The sequence below is a fragment of the Frankia sp. CcCS3 genome (genome assembly GCF_977927575.1).
In genome coordinates this window covers 1-17005 of record NZ_CDWRCL010000066.1, presented here as the reverse complement: position 1 = coordinate 17005, position 17005 = coordinate 1, and the positions used below count along the sequence as shown (strand labels likewise).

Below are 17005 nucleotides of genomic sequence, written 5' to 3'. Positions count from 1 at the left end.
GACGAGGGCGGCCTGCGCGGCGGCGGCGCGCAGGCCGGCGGCGCGCAGGCCCGGCGTAGCCGTGCCGCCGGCCGATGGTCGGCGGGTCATGGCGGCGCCGGAGTCCACCGGAGTGCCGTCCATGCCCAGCAGCACCGCACCCACCGTCGACAGGTCCACGGACGCCCTCTCCGCGACCACCCTCCCCCAATATGCCCGCTACACGAGGATGACATGAGGATAAGGTGCTTATGGGGTAGTGACGGTTAAAACCGACCGGGGTCAGTCGCGGGCGGCGAGGCGGATGGCGGCGGGCACGACGGCCCACAGCACGACCAGCACGACGAATGTGCAGGCCCCGGCGATCCAGCCGGCCGGCGCCCCCTTGACCACGTCGAAGATGAGCAGGACGACCCCGGAGACGGCCACGGCGAACAATGCCAGGCCCACCTGGGCGAGCCGGTTCGCCACCCGGATCAGCGTCTCCTTCTCCTTGCGCCGGAAGACCGCGCGGTGCAGGCTCACCGGCATGATGAGCAGCCCGGTGGCGCTGACCGTCAGCAGCACGATCACGAGATAGAGCGACTTCTGCTCGTTGCTCAACGTCGTGAACCGCTGCTGGAACGGGATGGCGAGCAGGAAGGCGGTCAGCAGCTGCACGCCCGTCTGGACGACGCGCAGCTCCTGCAGCAGATCTCCCCAGTTGCGGTACCGGCGTTGCGCCGGGGTCTCCGAAGGGTCCGGCCCGCCGTTCGAGGAGTTCCCCCGGGCGGTGGAGATCCTCGCCGTCACCCCGCCGTCGTCGTCTGCCGCCGAGCGTCGCGCAGCCGGTCGACGAGGGACACCGCCGGCCCGAATACCCGCTGAGCGGTGGGGGATCCCGCGACCGAGGGGTGCGGATGGGTGGGGGCGATCGCCTGAATGGCCCGCAGTCTGCGGCCCAGGCGCACGAGTTCGGACTCGGGACGGACCTGGCGCAGCGCCTCGAACTCCTCCCGCTCCTCGCGCTCGGCGTGTTCCACCACCGTGTGCTCGAACGCGGCGAGCTTGGCCTCGAACTCGACGCTGCTCGCGTCCATCCGATCGAGGCCGGCGAGGTCCCGACTCGCCGCCTTCTCCTCGCGGTTGCGGGCATCGGTCACCTCGGGCCCCACCACCTGCCGGCTGATCGGGCGCAGCACCACCTCCTCGCCGGTCTCGTGGGCCGCGAGCAGCGCCCGCAGCTTGTCGAACGTCTCCTGGCGGCGTTGGCCCGTTGACGTCCTGACCTTCCCGAACAGCTCGCGGATCTCGGCATGCTGCGCGAGCAGGATCCCGACCACATCGTCCTCGGGGAGCTGACTCGCCCGGGTTCGTTCCCTCGTGGCCTTGCTGACCGTCATCGCACTCTCCTCATCGCGGACCGCGCACCGGACCGTGTCCCTGCTGGCCTGCCCGCTTGGCGGGAACAGGAACCTGGTCCGAGCGGGGGGATGCGCCGGATCGGGATGGCCAAGCCCAGGGATGGGCCCCAGGATCAGGAGGTTCGTCGGAATCAGGAGGTTCGTCGGCGCCGGGCGGGTCTACCGGCGTTTGAACATCCAGGCGGCAGCCAGCGCTACGCCGACCACGATCCCGACGAGCAGCGCCCCGCCGAACACGAAGAAACCGACCGTCCTGATCAGGGCGACCGCGATCGGCATCGCTGCGGCCAGCAGGAACACGCCGCGGGTGCGCACCGGCGTGTTCACCATGGCGAAGATCTTGCGCGGGCCCGTCACCCGGTTGACGTTCAGCTCGTCGGACACCGACGGCATGAGCCGGATCGTCGTCCACGTCAGCAGGACGAAGGCGATCGACAGCCCGAGGGCGTAGAGGAGCCCCACGCCGCGGCCGAAGGCGTCGAACGCCGCACCGGCACCGATCACAGTGATCATCAGCGGGACGTACCAGGAGGTGGTGCGGTCCTGCCGGGCCTGACCGGCGAGCCAGCGCGCCTGGGCGAACCGCTCGCCGCGCCGACCGGAACCGCCGTAATACTGATCTGCCATAGTCGCTCGACACTCCCCTCCCACGGCCGGCGCCGCGGTGCCCCCGTACCTCACGGGGACATCACGCCCCAGTCTCCCCATCCTCCCCCAAGACGAGGGAAAGCCGAGCCGTTTCGGGAGGATCACCTGCCCGCCGCGCCGTCACCGCTGGGCCGCAGGCCGCGCTCGGCGGGCCGCGAGAGCCGGCACCGCAGGTGGCACGGCAGTTGGCGCGGCAGGCGACCCGCCGTCCACCCGCTCGGTACGTGCCCGATCGGGCATCCCCGCCCGGGGTCTTCGATCTCGGCCCACGGCCCGAGAACTCGCGACCCGAGGGAAAGGGACTCGCACCGGGTCGAAGATCTGCCGCGGTGGAGTCACCACACGCCGCACTAATTACCACAGGTCGTACTGCCGGGCGTGCGGATGACCGCGACCGCGCACTGGGCGTGTGTCACACACTGTGAACTGGTGGAACCCAGCAGCAACTCGGCGAAGCCGCCGCGGCCCCGGGCTCCGATGACCAGGAGCTGCGCCCCCGCTGCGGCCCGCAGGAGGCTGGACGCGGCCGCTCCGCGGATCAGGTCCGTGCGCACATCGAGATCACCCGACTCGGGCAGACCCGCGCGCACCGCCTCGTCCAGCACGGCCCGCGCGGCCCCCTCGAGGGCGGCGTCGACGAGGGCCGTTCCGCCGGGTCCCGTCGCATCGAGCACCGGGTCCCCGAGCGCCGCATCGGCGGGTCCCGAGTCACCGAATCCTGGATGATCATCGAGTGCCGTGCCCCCCGGTGCCGTGCCCCGAAATCCACGGCCGACGAATCCCGAGGCGAGGCCCGTTCCACCCGGGTCCGTCCGGATGAATCCGGTCCCGCCCGGATCCGCGTCGCCGGGCCCCGCACCAGCCGGCCCGGCACGGACGGCCCCGGCGCCCGCCGTGGGCACTGCGCCGACGAACCTGGCACCGCAGAGTCCCAGCCGGACAACGAACTCCGGTGGCAGCGGCGTCCAGGCGTGCAGGATGCGCAGCGACGCCCGGCGCAGCGCCGCCTCCTGGGCGGCCCACCGCAGCGCGGCCAACGAGCAGGCGGACCCGTCCACCCCGACGACGACGGGCCCGCTCTCGGCCGGCGCCGCCGACCTGCCGTGGACCACGACCACCGGCACCGACGCCCCGTACACGCACGCCATGCTGACCGAACCGGCCGGCAGGCGGCGCGGCCGGTCACGGCCGCGGGCACCGAGGACGAGCATGGCCGCGCCCTCCGACTCGGTCAGTATCGTGTCCACCGGGTTCCCGTACACGGTCCGCTCGACGATCCAGGCGTCGGGCTGGGCCTCGCGGACCCGGTCGACGACGTCGTGCAGCATCCACTGGGCCGTCCACCGGGGATGCTCCGGTGAGGTGGCAGGCGGCGGCTTCACCCGCGTGCAGAACGGGCCGGCCGCAGCCCAGACGAGAACGGCACGCACCCGCGCGCTACAGCGGCGCCCCGCGCGCACGGCCCACCGCAGCGCGCGCTCGGCATCTGTCGACCCGTCGATCCCGACCACGATGTCCGCCACGCGGCACCGCCTCCCCTCCGAGCATCCTCGCTCGCCGAGCAGGCATCCGTCCCGATCCCGCATCTACTACAACACGAAGAGCCAACGGGCGCGACGGGAGACAGACGGGAGACAGGGGATGGATCTCCCGGCAGTGGCGGAGGTTGGTCACGAACAGGTCAATATCGGTCACGAACAAGTCGATATCGTGCACGAACAAGCCGATATCGGTTACAAAGAGCCCAATATCGATCACGAAACGGTAACAGATATCGGTGCCGACCAGGGTGTGCGCGGAAAACCCGAGGGAACACCAGGAGAGGAGGTGGTACGGATGTCGGTCCGCCCGGCCCCCGCCTCGGCGCTCGGGCCGAAGGCCGAGGTTCCCGAGCCGGCGACGGCGCTGGTGGAGCTGCTGGGGATACTGCGCCGCCATCTGGGCATGGATCTTGCCTGGCTCGGCCGCATCGAGACGGACGTCCTCGTTGTGCAGGTCATCAACGGGGACGGCGCGTCGTTCCAGCTGGCCCCGGGCTCCACCGTTCGGCGCGAGAGCGCCCTGTTCGGACGCGTCCTGTCCGGTGAGTTTCCCACCGTCATCCCGGACACCCACGCCGATCCGCGCATCCTGCGACTGCCCGTCGTCGACGAGCTTGACGTGGGGGCCTACGCCGCGGTGCCGGTCATCGACAGCGACGGCCTCGTCTACGGCCTGGTCGGCTGTCTCGGGCACGGGCCTCATCCGCACCTGCGGCCGCGCGACGGCCGGTTCCTGCGGATGATCGCGGAGATCCTCGGCGATTCCGTGACCGACCTGCACCGGATGTGGGAGGTCCGCAGCCGCGTCTGGCGCGACGTCAGCCATGTGATCGACGGCGGGGGGCCCGCGCTCGCCTTCCAGCCGGTGCTCGACCTCGAACACGGAAAGATCATCGGAGTGGAGGCGCTGTCCCGGTTCTCGGACTACGCCCGCAGCCCGTCACAGTGGTTCACCGCGGCAGGCTCCGTCGGCCTCAACGTCGATCTCGAACTCGCCGCGGTCCGACGCGCGCTCGCCGTGCTGCCCCGGCTGCCGACACACATGATCCTCGCGGTTAACGTCTCGGCGCCGACCCTCTCGGCCGGCCTGGTGGAGATGATCATGGGCGAGGACGCCGAACGTATCCTCGTGGAGATCACCGAGCACGAACGGATCGGCGACACTCCGGCGATCAACCGCGACATCGAGCACCTGCGCCGGCTCGGCGTCCGCATTGCCGCCGACGACGTGGGTACCGGCTATGCCGGGCTGGAACAGCTCGTCCGGCTGCGGCCGGAGATTATCAAGATGGACTGCTGCCTGACCCAGGGCATCGACACCGACCCGGCCCGGCGGGCCGTGGCCGCCGGGCTGGTGCACGTCGCCAAGGAGATCGGAGGCGGCGTGGTTGCCGAGGGCATCGAGACCGCGGCCGAGCTCCAGGCCACCCGGGAGACCGCGATCCCCTACGGCCAGGGCTTCTTTCTCGGCCCGCCCACCCCCGTCCTGCCCGAGGCCGTCAGGTAAGCCCGCCGTCAGGCAAGCCCGCCGTCAGGCAAGCCCGCGGCGCGCTCGGCCGCATCGGCGGCGGTCAACCATCGACAACGGGGCTCTCCCGGCGCATCCGGAACCAGACGACCTTCCCGTCGCCGGGGATGACGTCGGCGCCCCAGGTCTCAGCGAGCTCGGCCACCAAGTGCATGCCCCGCCCGCCAAGCGAGTCGGTGTCGACCTGCTGCACCTGCGGGAGGCGGCTGTCCGGATCCTGGACGCCGACCCACATCTGGTGGTCGGTCGTCCGGATCTCCAGAACCGGCTCACCGCGGCCGTGCACGACGGCGTTGGTGACCAGTTCGCTGGCGAGCAACACGACGATCTCGGCCAGCTCCGCCGCGAAGCCGGTGCCGGCGAGGCCCGCGGCCAACCGGACCCGGGCCTGCCGGGGCGCGATCGGGCTGAGCGGCAGCACGAACCTGTCCAACGGCTCGCCCGGCTCGCCTGACTCGCCGGGCAGCCCCGGTTCACCCGTCATGTGAAGGACATTTCCTGGCAATCATGCGGATAAACTCGGTGTCGGAGCTCAGCCCGTGACCTGCGCGAGCACCTCGTCCCAGTCCCGCAGGAAACGATCGAGACCGTACCGGGCCAGGGCCGCCCGCCGGGCCTTCTTCCCGTACGCCCGAGCGCGTTCCGGATCGGCGACGAAGCGGCGGACGGCGCCGGCGAGCACCGCCGGATCGGTGGAGAGGACCCCGGCGTCCCCCGGCACCGCCTCCACCGCCTCGGTGGTGGCCAGCGCGACGACGGGCATGCCCAAGGTGCATCGCCTCGAGCAGGGACAGCCCGAGCGAGGTCCACCGCGGCAGGTGCACGTACACCCGGCGGCGCGCGACGGCCTCGTGCAGGGCGGCCTGGGAGGCGTCCTCGAACACGGTGAGCCGCTCGGCGGGAAGGCCGGTGTGCGCCGGTAGGGCGCTGACCCCCAGGCCGAAGGCGTCGACCGGTGCCGCCGCGGCGAACAGCCCCAGCAGGTCGGTCCCGGTAACCCGGCCGCGGCGGACCGGTTCGTTCACGGCCACCGCGACGCGGGGCAGCTCACCGGTGTAGCGGTGGCCCGGGTCGACGATGCCGTGCTCGACGACCCGGGTGGGCGTGCTCCCGGCATCCCAGAACAGCCGGTTGAAGTGGGTGACGTGCACCAGGGTGAGGTCTGGCCGGTCGGCGAGGGGGTGCCGGGTCGTGGGCACGTCCCCCTTCGAGGTGTTGTGCTCGACGTAGACCGCAGGGAGGTCCCGCCCCGGGCGCCGGCCACCCAGCCAGCGTTCCGCCAGGTCCAGCTCGTGCGGCCGCTGCAGGACGACGTCCACGTCGGCCGGGCCGAGCTCGTCCGGCCCGACCTCCGTGACCGTGCCCGGCCACGGATAGGTGCGCGCGCGGCCCAGGCCGTCCGGGCCGCGATCCGGGGTGACCGGGACAAGATAGGAGTGATCGCCCTGGACGAATGACGTCGTCCACGATCCGTGCACGTGCCACAGCAGAATTCTCACGCCCGGTTCCCCGTTTCCTCGCAGCCCTCGCCGCTTCCTCGCGGTCCTCACCGTTCCCTCGCGGTTCTCACTGTTCCCTCGTGGCCATCGTCCGCTGTGCGCCGGATGCGCCCGACCAGAGCGATCGTCGACCGGTCCGCCACGTAGTCGACGATGCGGACCTCGCCGCCGAGCGCACGGACCAGCGGCGCCTCGGGCAACATCGACTCGGTATAGTCGCCGCCCTTGACGTACACGTCGGGCCGCAGGGAACGCAGCAGGTCGGTCGGGGTGTCGTCGTCGAAGACGACCACGTGCTCGACACCGGCGAGCGCGGTCAGCACCGCCAGCCGGTCGGCCAGCGCGTTGATCGGACGGTCCGGGCCCTTGAGCCGACGCACCCCGCTGTCGCTGTTGACCCCGACGACGAGCACGTCACCGAGCCGGCGGGCGGCGTCTAGGTAGGCCACATGACCGGCGTGGAGGACGTCGAAGCATCCGTTCGTGAAGACGATCCGCCGACCCTGCGCCCGGTGCGCCGCGACGACGTCCGCGAGACGCGCGGCGTCCAGGACGGCGCCCGTGCCGAGGTGGTGCAGCCGGGCGCGCAGGTCCGCCGCCGGGCAGATGCCGGTGCCGGCGGTCGAGACGGCCACGGACGCGGCGATCGAGGCGAGCCGGACGGCGTCACGCAGCCCGACGCCCGCCGCCCGGGCTAGGACCATGGCGGCGACGAACGTGTCACCGGCCCCCGAGGTGCGCTCGTCGGGCGCGTCGGCGGTGGCCGGCAGATGCCACGGCGGCTCATCGGGAGTAAGGACGACGACGCCGTCGCGGTCGAGGGTGACGGCCGCGGCCCGCGCCCCGCTGGCGGCGAGGATCTGTGCCGCGTGGTGCCGCACGGTCCCGACCCGGTCGTGCGCGAAGGAGCCTCGGACGGCCTCGGGCAGCAGCGCGACGACCTCATCCGCATTGGGCTTGACCAGGTCGGGGCGCACCGCCGCCCATCGGGTGAGGTCGTGGGCGTCGACGACGAGCCGCCGGCCCGCCGCCCGCACGGCTGCCGCCACCCGGCCGATCAGCTCGGGGGTAAACAACCCCGTGCCGTAATCGCAGGCCAGCACGGCACAGGCCGACGCGGCCCCGGCGGTGACGCGGGCCGCCACGGCGGCGGCGGTGGCCCGCCGGGGCGGGGTCTCGTCACCCGTGTCGCAGCGCAGGTGGAGATGGTTGCCGGAACAGATCCGCCGCTTGGCCACCGTGGTCCGCCCGGGTTCGACGACCACGGCGGACGTGCCGACGCCACCGGCGTCGAGCAGGTCCCGCAGCCGCCGGCCGTCGGGATCGTCCCCCACCATCCCGACCAGCCGGGTGCGCGCACCGAGGGCGGCCGCGGCGAGGACGGCGTTGCCGGCTCCCCCCCGGGGACTCCTCCCGCCCGGTCACAGAGACGACGGGTACGGGGCCCTCCCGGGACAACCCCCGCGGCGGTCCCCGCAGCCAGGAGTCGAGCATCGCGTCCCCGACCACGAGCAGGTGCAGCGCACCAAACCGATCCGGCAGCTCGGCGAGCGGCACGGGACGCGGCGAGGCCGGAGACGAGGCTAGAGACGAGGCCGGAGACGCGGGGGCGGCGGTCATCGGGCCATCCCCTCCCCGACCAGCGCGAGCGCGGCGGCGGTCACCTCGGCCGGCGGCAGATCCAGGCATTCGTGCCCGAACGGGCAGGTGAAGGCGCGGCAGGGCGTGCAGGGCGTCGCCCGGCGCAGCACCGCGACGCGCGCGGCGCATGGCCGGTACTCGCTCTCCCGTTCAGTGCCGGCGAACAGGGTGACGACGGGCGTGCGCACCGCGTCGGCGAGATGGGCACCGCCCGAGTTGTTGGTGACGACGACCGCCGCGCCGCGCAGGAGCGCGGCCAGCGCCGGGACGTCCAGGACCCCGGCGAGGCCCCGCCCCGCCGGGCCGGCAGCGGCGACGACCCGGTCGACCAGGGCGGTCTCGGCGCCCGTGCCGGCGGCGAGGACCCGCAGGCCCGCGCCCGCAAGCAGGCCGGCGACCCGGGCGAACCGGTCGGCGTCGTAGCGGCGGGCCGAACAGCTCGCCCCGGGCAGCAGCACCGCGTAAGGGCCGGGTTCCGTCAGCGGCCGGACCCTCGCGACGGCCTCGCCTGGCACGGCCAGCCGGGGGTGGGATGCCGGGGCGGGGATGCCGAAGCGGCGCAGCAGCAGCAGCGCCCGGTCGACCTGGTGGATACCGCCGGGCAGGTCGTCCACCCAGTGGGTGAGCAGCGACCCGCCGAACTCCCGCGAGGCGCCAACCCGGGTCGGGATCCCGGCGAGGGCGCAGACGAAGGCGGCCGGCCACGGCGACTGGGAGAACGAGGTGAACAGGACCGCGACGTCGTAGCGGCGCCGCGCCAGCGTCTCGACCAGCCGGGTCTGCTCGGCCGGGTCGACGGGTCGGCCGCCGGTGTCCTGCCAGCATACCAATGCCACGACCGCGTCATCGACGCAGTCAAGCAGGGGCAGCACGGCCGCCCCGCCGGGTGAGGTCAGCACGTCGAGGCGGGCCCCGGGCGCCGCGGCCCGCAGCGCCCGCAGCGCCCGCAGCGCCGGGGACAGCAGCACGACGTCCCCGAGATTGTCCGGACGGACCGCCAGGACGTGACGGGCGGCCGCGAGGTCCAGCGGACCCGCACGGCCCGCCGCCGGGTGGGACGCGACTTCGTTCACGGGAGGCTCCGGGACGGTCGGGAACGCTCGGGAACGGTCGAGACGGTCGGGGACGGCTTCTCCCCCGCCCCGTGCCCGGAGGGTGGGCAACAAAACTGCTACTCTCCGCGAGGAACGTTCTCTCCGTGAGAACCACGCCGGGCGAGAACCACGCCGATCGCCTCGGCCTCGAGAGCCCAGGGGGCTGCCCGGCAGGCGGTGACCGCTCCGGCGAGCGGGTACGGCCTTCTCCATGCCGCGAGCAGCCATCCCCCGGACAGCCATCCCCCGGATCGCCTTCGTCTGCGGCAACCTCGTCACCGCCGAGGACGGCGTCGCCGACTACACCATCCGGCTCGCCGAGACACTGCGCCACGACATCGATCCCGTCCTGATCACCTCGGGGCGGGTCGAGGGCGACCTCGGCCCCACCCGGGTGGTCACGCTGGAACGTGGGTGGGGTCCGGCCGGGATCGCCGCCACCGCGACGGCGCTGCGGCGCCTGCGGCCCGACCTCGTCCACCTCCAGTTCGCACCCTCGGCGTTCGGGTTCTCCCCGGCGGTCGGGCTGCTGCCCCCGCTGGCGGACCGGCGCGTCCCCTGGGTGACCACCCTGCACGAGTACGGCTGGTGGGCATGGCCGTCCTGGCTGCCGGCGGCCCTGTGGCGACGGCCGGAACGGCACGGCTGGTGGGACCGGGAGACCCTGACGCTCGTGCCCCACTCGCGCGCCCTGGTGGTGACCAATCCCGAGCACGCCGCCGCGGTACGCACCCGCTTCGGCCGCCAGGCGCAACTGGTCCCCGTCGCCGCGAACATCCCCCGGGCACGAAGCACCGCCCGCACCGCCAGTCTGTCCTCCGACGCCGGCCCATCCCCCGGCGCCGACCCATCCCCCGGCGTCAGCCCGGGACAGGCGGCCCGGTCCCGGCTACGCGGCCGGCTCGGCACCGGCCCCGACGCCGAGGTGGCAGTCTTCTTCGGCTTCGTCCACCCGGTGAAAGGCGTGCGGTATCTCCTCGAAGCCGTCGCCGAGCTGCACGCCGACCATCCCGACCTGCATCTCGCCGTCGTCGGCGGGTTCACCTCCCTGGCGCTGCCCGACGCCGAGGCGGCGGCCTTCCGCCGCGAGCTCGAAGGGCACGCCCGTGCCGTCGGCGTCGCGGACCGGGTGACGTTCACCGGACATCTGCCGGCCGAAGAGGTTTCGGACATCCTGGCCGGGGCGGACGTCTGCGTGCTGCCGTTCACCGCCGGGGTGACGACGAAGAGCGGGGCGCTGGCGGCCGCGCTGTCCCACGGCCTGCCGACAGTGGTAACGGTCGCGGACCCGCCGGATCCGGCCCTCGTCGACGGCCGGACGGCGATCGTGGCCAAACCCGTGCGGGACCCGGCCGCGCTGGCCCGTGGGCTGCGCCGGCTGCTGGGCAACCCGGCGCTGCGGGCGGCCGTGTCCGCTGGCGGCCGCGACCTCGTCGCCGACCGGTCCTGGCCGTCCGTCGGGGCCGCGCACGCCCGCCTCTACCGGTGTCTGATCGGTCCCCGATGACCGTCGACGATCCCCCTCCCCGCCCATCCAGATCCCGCCTATCCAGAGGGATAAAATGGACACAAAACCCTCTGGAAAGGCAAGGAAGCCGAGACCAAGGAACGTCGGTGGCCGGCGAGTGGACGGATCCGGCCCGGGCGGAGCCGCGCGAGATCCTCTTCGTCGAGCTGCTCGGCGGGTTCGGCGATCTGCTGATCGCCCTGCCAGCGATCCACGCACTGGCGAACAGCCATCCGAATGCCCGGATCCGCGTCCTCACCTTCGCGCCGGCCGGCGAGCTGCTGACCCACGACGACCGGATCACCGAGGTCGTGCAGGTGACCGATCACCGCGCACAGGCCGTCCGCGAGGCTGTCGTCCGCGCGGTAAGCCGGCCGCGGGCGGACCTGGTCGTGACGACGACCCGGCACAGCGGCGTGCCGGCCGCGATCGAGGCCGGGCGACCGCGGCATACCGGACGGCCGAGGCACGTCGTGACGGACCTCTGGCGGCGGCCGGACCCCGCCGAACCGATCGGGTCCCGGTTCGTCCGGCTCCTCACCGAAGACGGCTGGATCCGGCCCGGCCCCGGCCATCCGGACGGCGCCGACGCCCGTGGCCGTGGCGGTGGCCGTGGCCGTGGCCGTGGTAACGCCCATGGGCGGGTCGCGCTGACCGCGGCGGAGGTCGCCGAGGGTGAACGCATCCTCGGCGCACTCGACAGCACCACGCCCGACAGCACCACACCCGGCCGCCCGGCTCCGGTGCTGCTGGTACCCGACGCCGGAATGGCCGTCAAACGGTGGCCGGCACGGCGGTGGACCGATCTCGCCCGGCTGCTCGCGGCGCGCGGGCATCCGGTCCTGCAGCCACACGCGTCCGGGGCCGGGACGGCCGTGCCCAGGGTGCCCATAGCCTCCCCGCTGCCGCTGCGGGGGTTCGCGGGGCTGTGCGCGGCCGTCGGCGCGCGCGGCGGCGTCGTGGTCGGCGGGGATACCGGGCCGGTGCGCCTGGCCGCTGCCGTCGGCGCCCGCACGGTGGCGCTGTTCGGCCCGAGCCCGGCCGCCCGCTACGGCATCGCGGCGTCCCGGCAAGGCGGCGATCCGGGCGGGATGGACCTGCAGGGACTGCCAGACTGCCCGGTCCGACGACCGCTGTCCATCACCGAACAGGACTGCTGGTGGACGGCGCGATGCCCGCTCTCGGCCGACGGTCCGGCCTGCATGAGGGACCTCACGACCGCCGTCGTGGGCGAGGCGGTTTCGGCCCGAACGCCGGGCCGGGCATCGGCCCGGACAGTGGATCTTCGGCCCCCGCCACCGGGAAGAAGAACCCGATCATCCAGTCCCTGCCATCCTCCCTGTTACCCAGAGTAGTAGTTTTCTCCGCGCTCCTCGGGGCAGCCCTCGTCTCGTGGCTGAACAGATCCGCGCCGTCGACGGCGCTTCCCCCCTGAGCGCGGACACGCACGCGGCCGCCGGGCGCCGGACCCTGCCGAAAGCGGTGCTGTTCGACCGGGACGGGACGTTGTGCATCGACATCCCCTACAACGGCGATCCCGGACGGGTCGTCCCCGTATCGACGGCGGCGGCGGCCCTGCGGCGCCTGCGGCGGGCCGGCATCCCGACCGCCGTGGTGTCCAACCAGAGCGGCGTCGGGCGCGGTCTGCTCGCCCTCGACGACGTCCATGCCGTCAACCGGCGGCTCGACGATCTGCTGGGCGGTCTGCTGGGCGGTCTGGGGCCGGTGTTCGTGTGCCCCCATGCGCCGGACGCGGGCTGTCCGTGCCGCAAGCCTGCCCCGGCGCTGCTCCTCGCCGCGGCCGCCGCACTCGGCGTGGCGCCGCGGAACTGCGCGTTCATCGGCGATATCGGCGCGGACATGGCCGCCGCCGCGGCGGCCGGCGCCCGGGGCGTGCTGGTGCCGACGGCGGTCACCCGCGCGGACGAGGTCGCCGCGGCGCCCGAGGTGGCCGCCGATCTGCTCGGCGCCGTCGACCTCCTCCTCGAAGCGGCGGGAACGGGGGGACCGGCGGGAACGGCAGGGGGAACGGGAGGAGCGGCGGGGGCGGTGCGGCGATGACCGCCCGGGTGCTCGTCGCGCGCCTCGACAGCGACGGCGACGTCCTGCTGTCCGGTCCAGCGATCCGCGCGGTGGCCGCGACCGCGGCGCACGTGACCCTGCTCGTAGGCCCCCGCGGGCGGGCGGCTGCCGAGCTGCTGCCCGGAGTGGACGAGGTTGTCGTCTGGCGCTGCCCCTGGATCGACGCGAGCCCGCCACCGGTGCGCCGCGACGACGTCGACGGCCTCGTCGACCGGCTGGCCGCCGGTCGCCTCGACGACGCGCTGATCCTCACCTCGTTCCACCAGAATCCGCTGCCGCTGGCCCTGCTGCTGCGGATGGCCGGCGTCGGGCGGATCGCCGCCGTGAGCGAGGACTACCCCGGCACGCTGCTCGACGTCCGCCACCACCTGCCCGAGACGGGGCTGCACGAGGTCACCAGAGCCCTGTCGACCGCGGCGGTGCTCGGCCTACCGGCTACCGGCTACCGGACGAGGACGACGGGCTGCTCGCGGTCCGCCGGCCGCTGCCGGACCCGACCCCCCTGATCGGCCCGGAGCCGTACGTCGTCCTGCATCCGGGCGCCTCGGTGGCCGCCCGACGCTGGAACCCGCCGCGGTTCACGGTGGTGGTGCGCCGGCTGGCTGGCCGGGGGCACCGGGCCGTCGTGACCGGTGGACCCGACGAGGTGGGGCTCACCGCCACCGCGGCCGGCCGCCTGCCCGGCGTGCATGACCTCGGCGGGCGCACGGACTTGGCGGGCCTCGCCGGCGTCCTGGAGCGGGCCGGCGCGGTGGTCGTCGGCAACACCGGCCCCGCGCATCTCGCCGCCGCGGTCGGCACCCCGATCGTCTCCCTGTTCGCCCCGACGGTGCCGGCCGAACGGTGGCGGCCCTACACCTCCCGGCACGTCCTGCTCGGCGACCAGGCGATCGGCTGCGCCGGATGCCGGGCCCGGGACTGCCCGGTGCCCGGCCATCCCTGTCTGAACACCGTCGAACCCGACGAGGTCGTCGACGCCGTGGAGACGGTTCTCGCCTTCCCCGTCGTCACCGTTCCCCCCGCCCGGCAGGAGGTCCTGGAGGCCCCTTGATGAAGGTCCCGACGAAGGTCCCGATGGTTTCCGAGCATGCCAGCCCGCTCGCGGCACTCGGCGGTGTCGACGCGGGCGGCAGAACATCCACGTCGCCTCGCTGGCCGATGCCCTGGCCCGCCGGCAGGTCGACGTCATCGTGCACACCCGCCGGGACGACCCCGACCTGCCGCGCCGCGTCAGGCGCGGGGAAGGCGTCCAGGTGGACCATGTGCGTGCCGGTCCCGCCAGATTCGTTCCTAAAGACGAACTTCTCCCCTACATGGACGACTTCGCCGCCGACCTGCACGAGCAGTGGCGACGGTGCCGTCCCGACGTCGTCCACGCGCACTTCTGGATGTCCGGGCTCGCCGCGCTGCGGGCCGCCCGGCCGCTGGGCATCCCGGTGGTGCTCACGATGCACGCCCTGGGCGTGGTGAAACGCCGCCACCAGGGCCGCAAGAACACCTCACCACCGGAACGCGTCGCCATCGAACAGCGGCTCGTCGGCGACGTCGACCAGCTCCTCGCCACCTGCACGGACGAGGTGTTCGAGCTGGTCCGGCTGGGGGCGCCGCGCGGGCGGGTCAGCGTGGTGCCCTGCGGGGTGGACCTGTCCCGGTTCACCCCGCACGGATGGGCCCGGCCGCGGCGCGGCGACCGCGTCCGGCTGCTGTTCGTCAGTCGTCTGGTGGAACGCAAAGGGGTCGGCAACGTCATCAGCACGCTGCCCCATCTGCCGGCGGCCGACCTCGTCGTCGCGGGTGGTCCCGATCCGGCGCACCTCGACACCGACCCGGAGGTGGACCGGCTGCGTCGACTGTCGGTCAAGCTGGGCGTCGCCGACCGGACGAGCTTCATCGGGCGCGTCGACCACGACGAACTGCCCGCCCTCTACCGCTCCGCCGATGTCGTCACCTGCGTGCCCTGGTACGAACCGTTCGGCATCGTCCCACTGGAGGCGATGGCCTGCGGCGTGCCCGTTGTCGCCTCGGCCGTCGGCGGTCTCGTCGACACGGTCGTGGACGGCAAGACCGGCCTGCACGTGCCACCACGGTCCCCGGAACGGATCGTTGAGGCCCTTGCCGAGCTGATGGGCGACCCCGCGTGGCGGCGGGAACTCGGCGAGCAGGGCGCCCGGCGCGCCCGCGCCCTGTTTTCCTGGGACCGGGTGGCCACGCTGACCCTGGGCAGCTACCAGCGGTTGACCCGCCACGGCACGTCCCGCTTCGGCCGTCCCTATCTCCCGGCGGGGGTCTGACCCATGGACCGACCGGCACCAACACCGGGACCGGCACCGGGACCGGCGGCATGCCGGCCGATGCCGTCCGGGCGCGGCCACGTCGCCGCGTTGCAGCTGGCGCTGGACGGACTCGACGTCGACCGGCTCGCCGCCTGGGGGACCCGGCTGGCCGAGGTCCTGGCCGCGGGCGGCCGGCTGCTCGCCGCCGGCAACGGCGGATCCGCCGCCGAGGCCCAGCATCTGACCGCGGAGCTGGTCGGCCGGTTCCGCGACGACCGGGCCCCGATGTCGGCCATCCCGCTGCACGCTGACACCTCCTCGCTGACCGCGATCGGCAACGACTTCGGCTACGACGACGTGTTCGCCCGCCAGGTGCGCGCCCACGGCCGGCCCGGCGACGTCCTGATGCTGCTGTCCACCTCGGGCCGCAGCGCCAATCTGCTGCACGCGGCCGACGCGGCCCGGGAGCTGGGCCTGACAACGTGGGCGCTGGTCGGCCGGGCCGACAGCCCACTGGCGGCCGCCTGCGACGAGATCGTGGCGACCGGGCGCGCAGGCGAGAGCGAACCGCGCGAAAACGAACCGTCGACCGCGACCGTGCAGGAGACCCACCTGGTCGCCGTGCACGTTCTCTGCGCGGCCTGTGATGTCGCGCTGGGCGTCGCGCCGACCCGGGAGACCCTGCCGCGATCCGCCGCCTCGTCCGCGTCCACACCGCAATCCGCTGCCCCACCGGAATGCGCTGCCCCACCGTCCCCGCGGCGGCCGCTGGTCGTCGTCGGAGACACGCTGCTGGACCGCGACCTCGTCGGCCGGGTCGAACGGCTGGCCCCCGATGCGCCGGTGCCCGTGCTCGACCAGACCGACGACCTGGCCCGGCCGGGCGGCGCGGGCCTCGCCGCCCTGCTCGCCGCCCGCGACGGTCACGACGTCGTCCTCGTCACCGCCCTGGCTGACGACGAGGGCGGGCGACGCCTCGCCGCGTTGCTCGCCGACGCCGGCGTCACCGTCGTCGACCTCGGGCTCGACGGCCCGACACCGCAGAAAATCCGGATGCGGACCGGCACCAGCACCCTGCTGCGTCTCGATCGCGGGACCGGTGACAATCGCGGGACCGGTGGCGCGGTGCGCGACACGCTTCCCGAGACGGGCCGGCGGGCGCTCGCCGCGGCCCGGGCGATCCTCGTCGCCGACTACGGTCGCGGGCTCGCGCGGCATCGCCCGGTCACCGCGGCGCTCGCCGGCCGGGCGCGGCGGGTTCCACTCGTCTGGGATCCGCACCCGCGGGGTGACGTGCCCCCGCGCGGCGCCACGCTCGTCACGCCGAACCTGGCCGAGGCGCGGTGGTTCACCCGCAACGCCACGGTGCGCCGGGACCCCATCGCCGAGGCTACGGACCGCGGCCGCCGGCTCGTGGCCCACTGGGGTGCCGCCGGCGTCGCGATCACCCTCGGCGAACGCGGTGCCCTGCTGGTCGGCGCCTCGGACACGCCCCCGCTGATCGCACCGGCGACGCCGGTCGCCGCGGATCCCTGCGGCGCCGGCGACCGCTTCGCCGCGACCGCCACGGCGCTGCTGGGCGCGGGTGCGCTGCCGTCGGAAACCGTCATCGCCGCGACCCGCGCCGCCAGCGACTTCCTCGCTGCCCGGGGTCTCGACGCTCGCCCGGAAAGACGGAGGCGGGGACGAAGGCGGGACTCGCGACGGAGATGGAGGCCGGGGCGGAGACGCAGGCCGGGGCGGGAACGGAGCCAGGGGCGGGGGCGGTCACGATCTGACGACCGCCCTCGACGCGACGACCGCCCTAGGG

General features: G+C 73.8%; 16 protein-coding genes. 8 read left to right on the top strand and 8 right to left on the bottom strand.

Going from position 1 to position 17005, the window contains the following annotated elements; translation table 11 throughout:
* Positions 1-261: 261 nt before the first annotated feature.
* The 4 genes from AC08OQ_RS08540 to AC08OQ_RS08525 all read right to left on the bottom strand — a co-directional run bounded on the left by AC08OQ_RS08540 (position 262) and on the right by AC08OQ_RS08525 (position 3553).
* Complete coding sequence (locus tag AC08OQ_RS08540) at positions 262-771, bottom strand: DUF6328 family protein (RefSeq protein ID WP_462188391.1); 510 nt, start codon at positions 769-771, stop codon at positions 262-264.
* Positions 768-1361 (bottom strand): hemerythrin domain-containing protein, encoded by a 594-nt coding sequence (locus AC08OQ_RS08535; protein WP_462203471.1) that lies wholly within the window; start codon positions 1359-1361, stop codon positions 768-770. Before AC08OQ_RS08535 ends, AC08OQ_RS08540 begins: the two co-directional genes overlap by 4 nt.
* 180 nt (positions 1362-1541) lie before the next feature.
* Positions 1542-2009, bottom strand: coding sequence for a hypothetical protein (locus AC08OQ_RS08530; RefSeq protein WP_476601679.1), 468 nt, complete (start codon positions 2007-2009; stop codon positions 1542-1544).
* 371 nt (positions 2010-2380) lie between these two features.
* Complete coding sequence (locus AC08OQ_RS08525; protein WP_476601678.1) at positions 2381-3553, bottom strand: universal stress protein; 1173 nt, start codon at positions 3551-3553, stop codon at positions 2381-2383.
* A gap of 313 nt (positions 3554-3866) precedes the next feature.
* Between AC08OQ_RS08525 and AC08OQ_RS08520 the strand changes: the two genes are divergently transcribed.
* The gene (locus AC08OQ_RS08520) at positions 3867-5078 is read left to right on the top strand and encodes a sensor domain-containing phosphodiesterase (protein WP_476611976.1); all 1212 of its coding nucleotides are present in this window, start codon (positions 3867-3869) and stop codon (positions 5076-5078) included.
* Positions 5079-5142: 64 nt separating this feature from the next.
* Here the strand turns inward: AC08OQ_RS08520 and AC08OQ_RS08515 are convergent, their stop codons facing one another.
* From AC08OQ_RS08515 to AC08OQ_RS08500, 4 genes are all read right to left on the bottom strand, one after another.
* A complete protein-coding gene (locus tag AC08OQ_RS08515) occupies positions 5143-5583 on the bottom strand; it encodes an ATP-binding protein (protein ID WP_462188385.1) in 441 nt (146 codons plus the stop codon).
* Positions 5573-6598: a glycosyltransferase family 1 protein gene (locus AC08OQ_RS08510; RefSeq protein ID WP_476600969.1), complete on the bottom strand. Its 1026-nt coding sequence runs from the start codon at positions 6596-6598 to the stop codon at positions 5573-5575. Before AC08OQ_RS08510 ends, AC08OQ_RS08515 begins: the two co-directional genes overlap by 11 nt.
* Positions 6599-6645: 47 nt before the next feature.
* Entirely contained in the window at positions 6646-7944 is a 1299-nt protein-coding gene (gene rfaE2 / locus AC08OQ_RS08505; RefSeq protein WP_476600986.1) for a D-glycero-beta-D-manno-heptose 1-phosphate adenylyltransferase, read from the bottom strand.
* 270 nt (positions 7945-8214) lie between these two features.
* Positions 8215-9312, bottom strand: a complete 1098-nt coding sequence (locus tag AC08OQ_RS08500) for a glycosyltransferase family 9 protein (RefSeq protein WP_476600971.1) — start codon at positions 9310-9312, stop codon at positions 8215-8217.
* 232 nt (positions 9313-9544) lie between these two features.
* Here AC08OQ_RS08500 and AC08OQ_RS08495 point away from each other — a divergent pair, with 232 nt between their 5' ends.
* From AC08OQ_RS08495 to AC08OQ_RS08465, 7 genes are all read left to right on the top strand, one after another.
* Entirely contained in the window at positions 9545-10840 is a 1296-nt protein-coding gene (locus AC08OQ_RS08495; RefSeq protein WP_476600973.1) for a glycosyltransferase, read from the top strand.
* A gap of 107 nt (positions 10841-10947) precedes the next feature.
* The gene (locus tag AC08OQ_RS08490) at positions 10948-12195 is read left to right on the top strand and encodes a glycosyltransferase family 9 protein (protein WP_476600975.1); all 1248 of its coding nucleotides are present in this window, start codon (positions 10948-10950) and stop codon (positions 12193-12195) included.
* Between the two features lie 37 nt (positions 12196-12232).
* The gene (locus tag AC08OQ_RS08485; RefSeq protein WP_476600977.1) at positions 12233-12901 is read left to right on the top strand and encodes an HAD-IIIA family hydrolase; all 669 of its coding nucleotides are present in this window, start codon (positions 12233-12235) and stop codon (positions 12899-12901) included.
* The gene (locus AC08OQ_RS08480; protein ID WP_476600978.1) at positions 12898-13428 is read left to right on the top strand and encodes a glycosyltransferase family 9 protein; all 531 of its coding nucleotides are present in this window, start codon (positions 12898-12900) and stop codon (positions 13426-13428) included. The genes AC08OQ_RS08485 and AC08OQ_RS08480 overlap by 4 nt, the downstream gene beginning before the upstream one ends.
* Positions 13429-13469: 41 nt before the next feature.
* A complete protein-coding gene (locus tag AC08OQ_RS08475; RefSeq protein ID WP_476600980.1) occupies positions 13470-13973 on the top strand; it encodes a glycosyltransferase family 9 protein in 504 nt (167 codons plus the stop codon).
* 139 nt (positions 13974-14112) lie between these two features.
* Complete coding sequence (locus tag AC08OQ_RS08470) at positions 14113-15213, top strand: glycosyltransferase (protein WP_476600982.1); 1101 nt, start codon at positions 14113-14115, stop codon at positions 15211-15213.
* 60 nt (positions 15214-15273) lie between these two features.
* The coding region (locus AC08OQ_RS08465; RefSeq protein ID WP_476611975.1) for a PfkB family carbohydrate kinase at positions 15274-17005 on the top strand (1732 nt) is incomplete at its 3' end.

What these genes read in the sequence shown, in the direction of transcription:
- AC08OQ_RS08535 (WP_462203471.1), bottom strand. Translation starts at nt 1,361, where the DNA reads ATGACGGTCAGCAAGGCCACGAGGGAACGAACCCGGGCGAGTCAGCTC.
- AC08OQ_RS08530 (WP_476601679.1), bottom strand. Translation starts at nt 2,009, where the DNA reads ATGGCAGATCAGTATTACGGCGGTTCCGGTCGGCGCGGCGAGCGGTTC.
- AC08OQ_RS08520 (WP_476611976.1), top strand. Translation starts at nt 3,867, where the DNA reads ATGTCGGTCCGCCCGGCCCCCGCCTCGGCGCTCGGGCCGAAGGCCGAG.
- AC08OQ_RS08515 (WP_462188385.1), bottom strand. Translation starts at nt 5,583, where the DNA reads ATGACGGGTGAACCGGGGCTGCCCGGCGAGTCAGGCGAGCCGGGCGAG.
- AC08OQ_RS08495 (WP_476600973.1), top strand. Translation starts at nt 9,545, where the DNA reads ATGCCGCGAGCAGCCATCCCCCGGACAGCCATCCCCCGGATCGCCTTC.
- AC08OQ_RS08480 (WP_476600978.1), top strand. Translation starts at nt 12,898, where the DNA reads ATGACCGCCCGGGTGCTCGTCGCGCGCCTCGACAGCGACGGCGACGTC.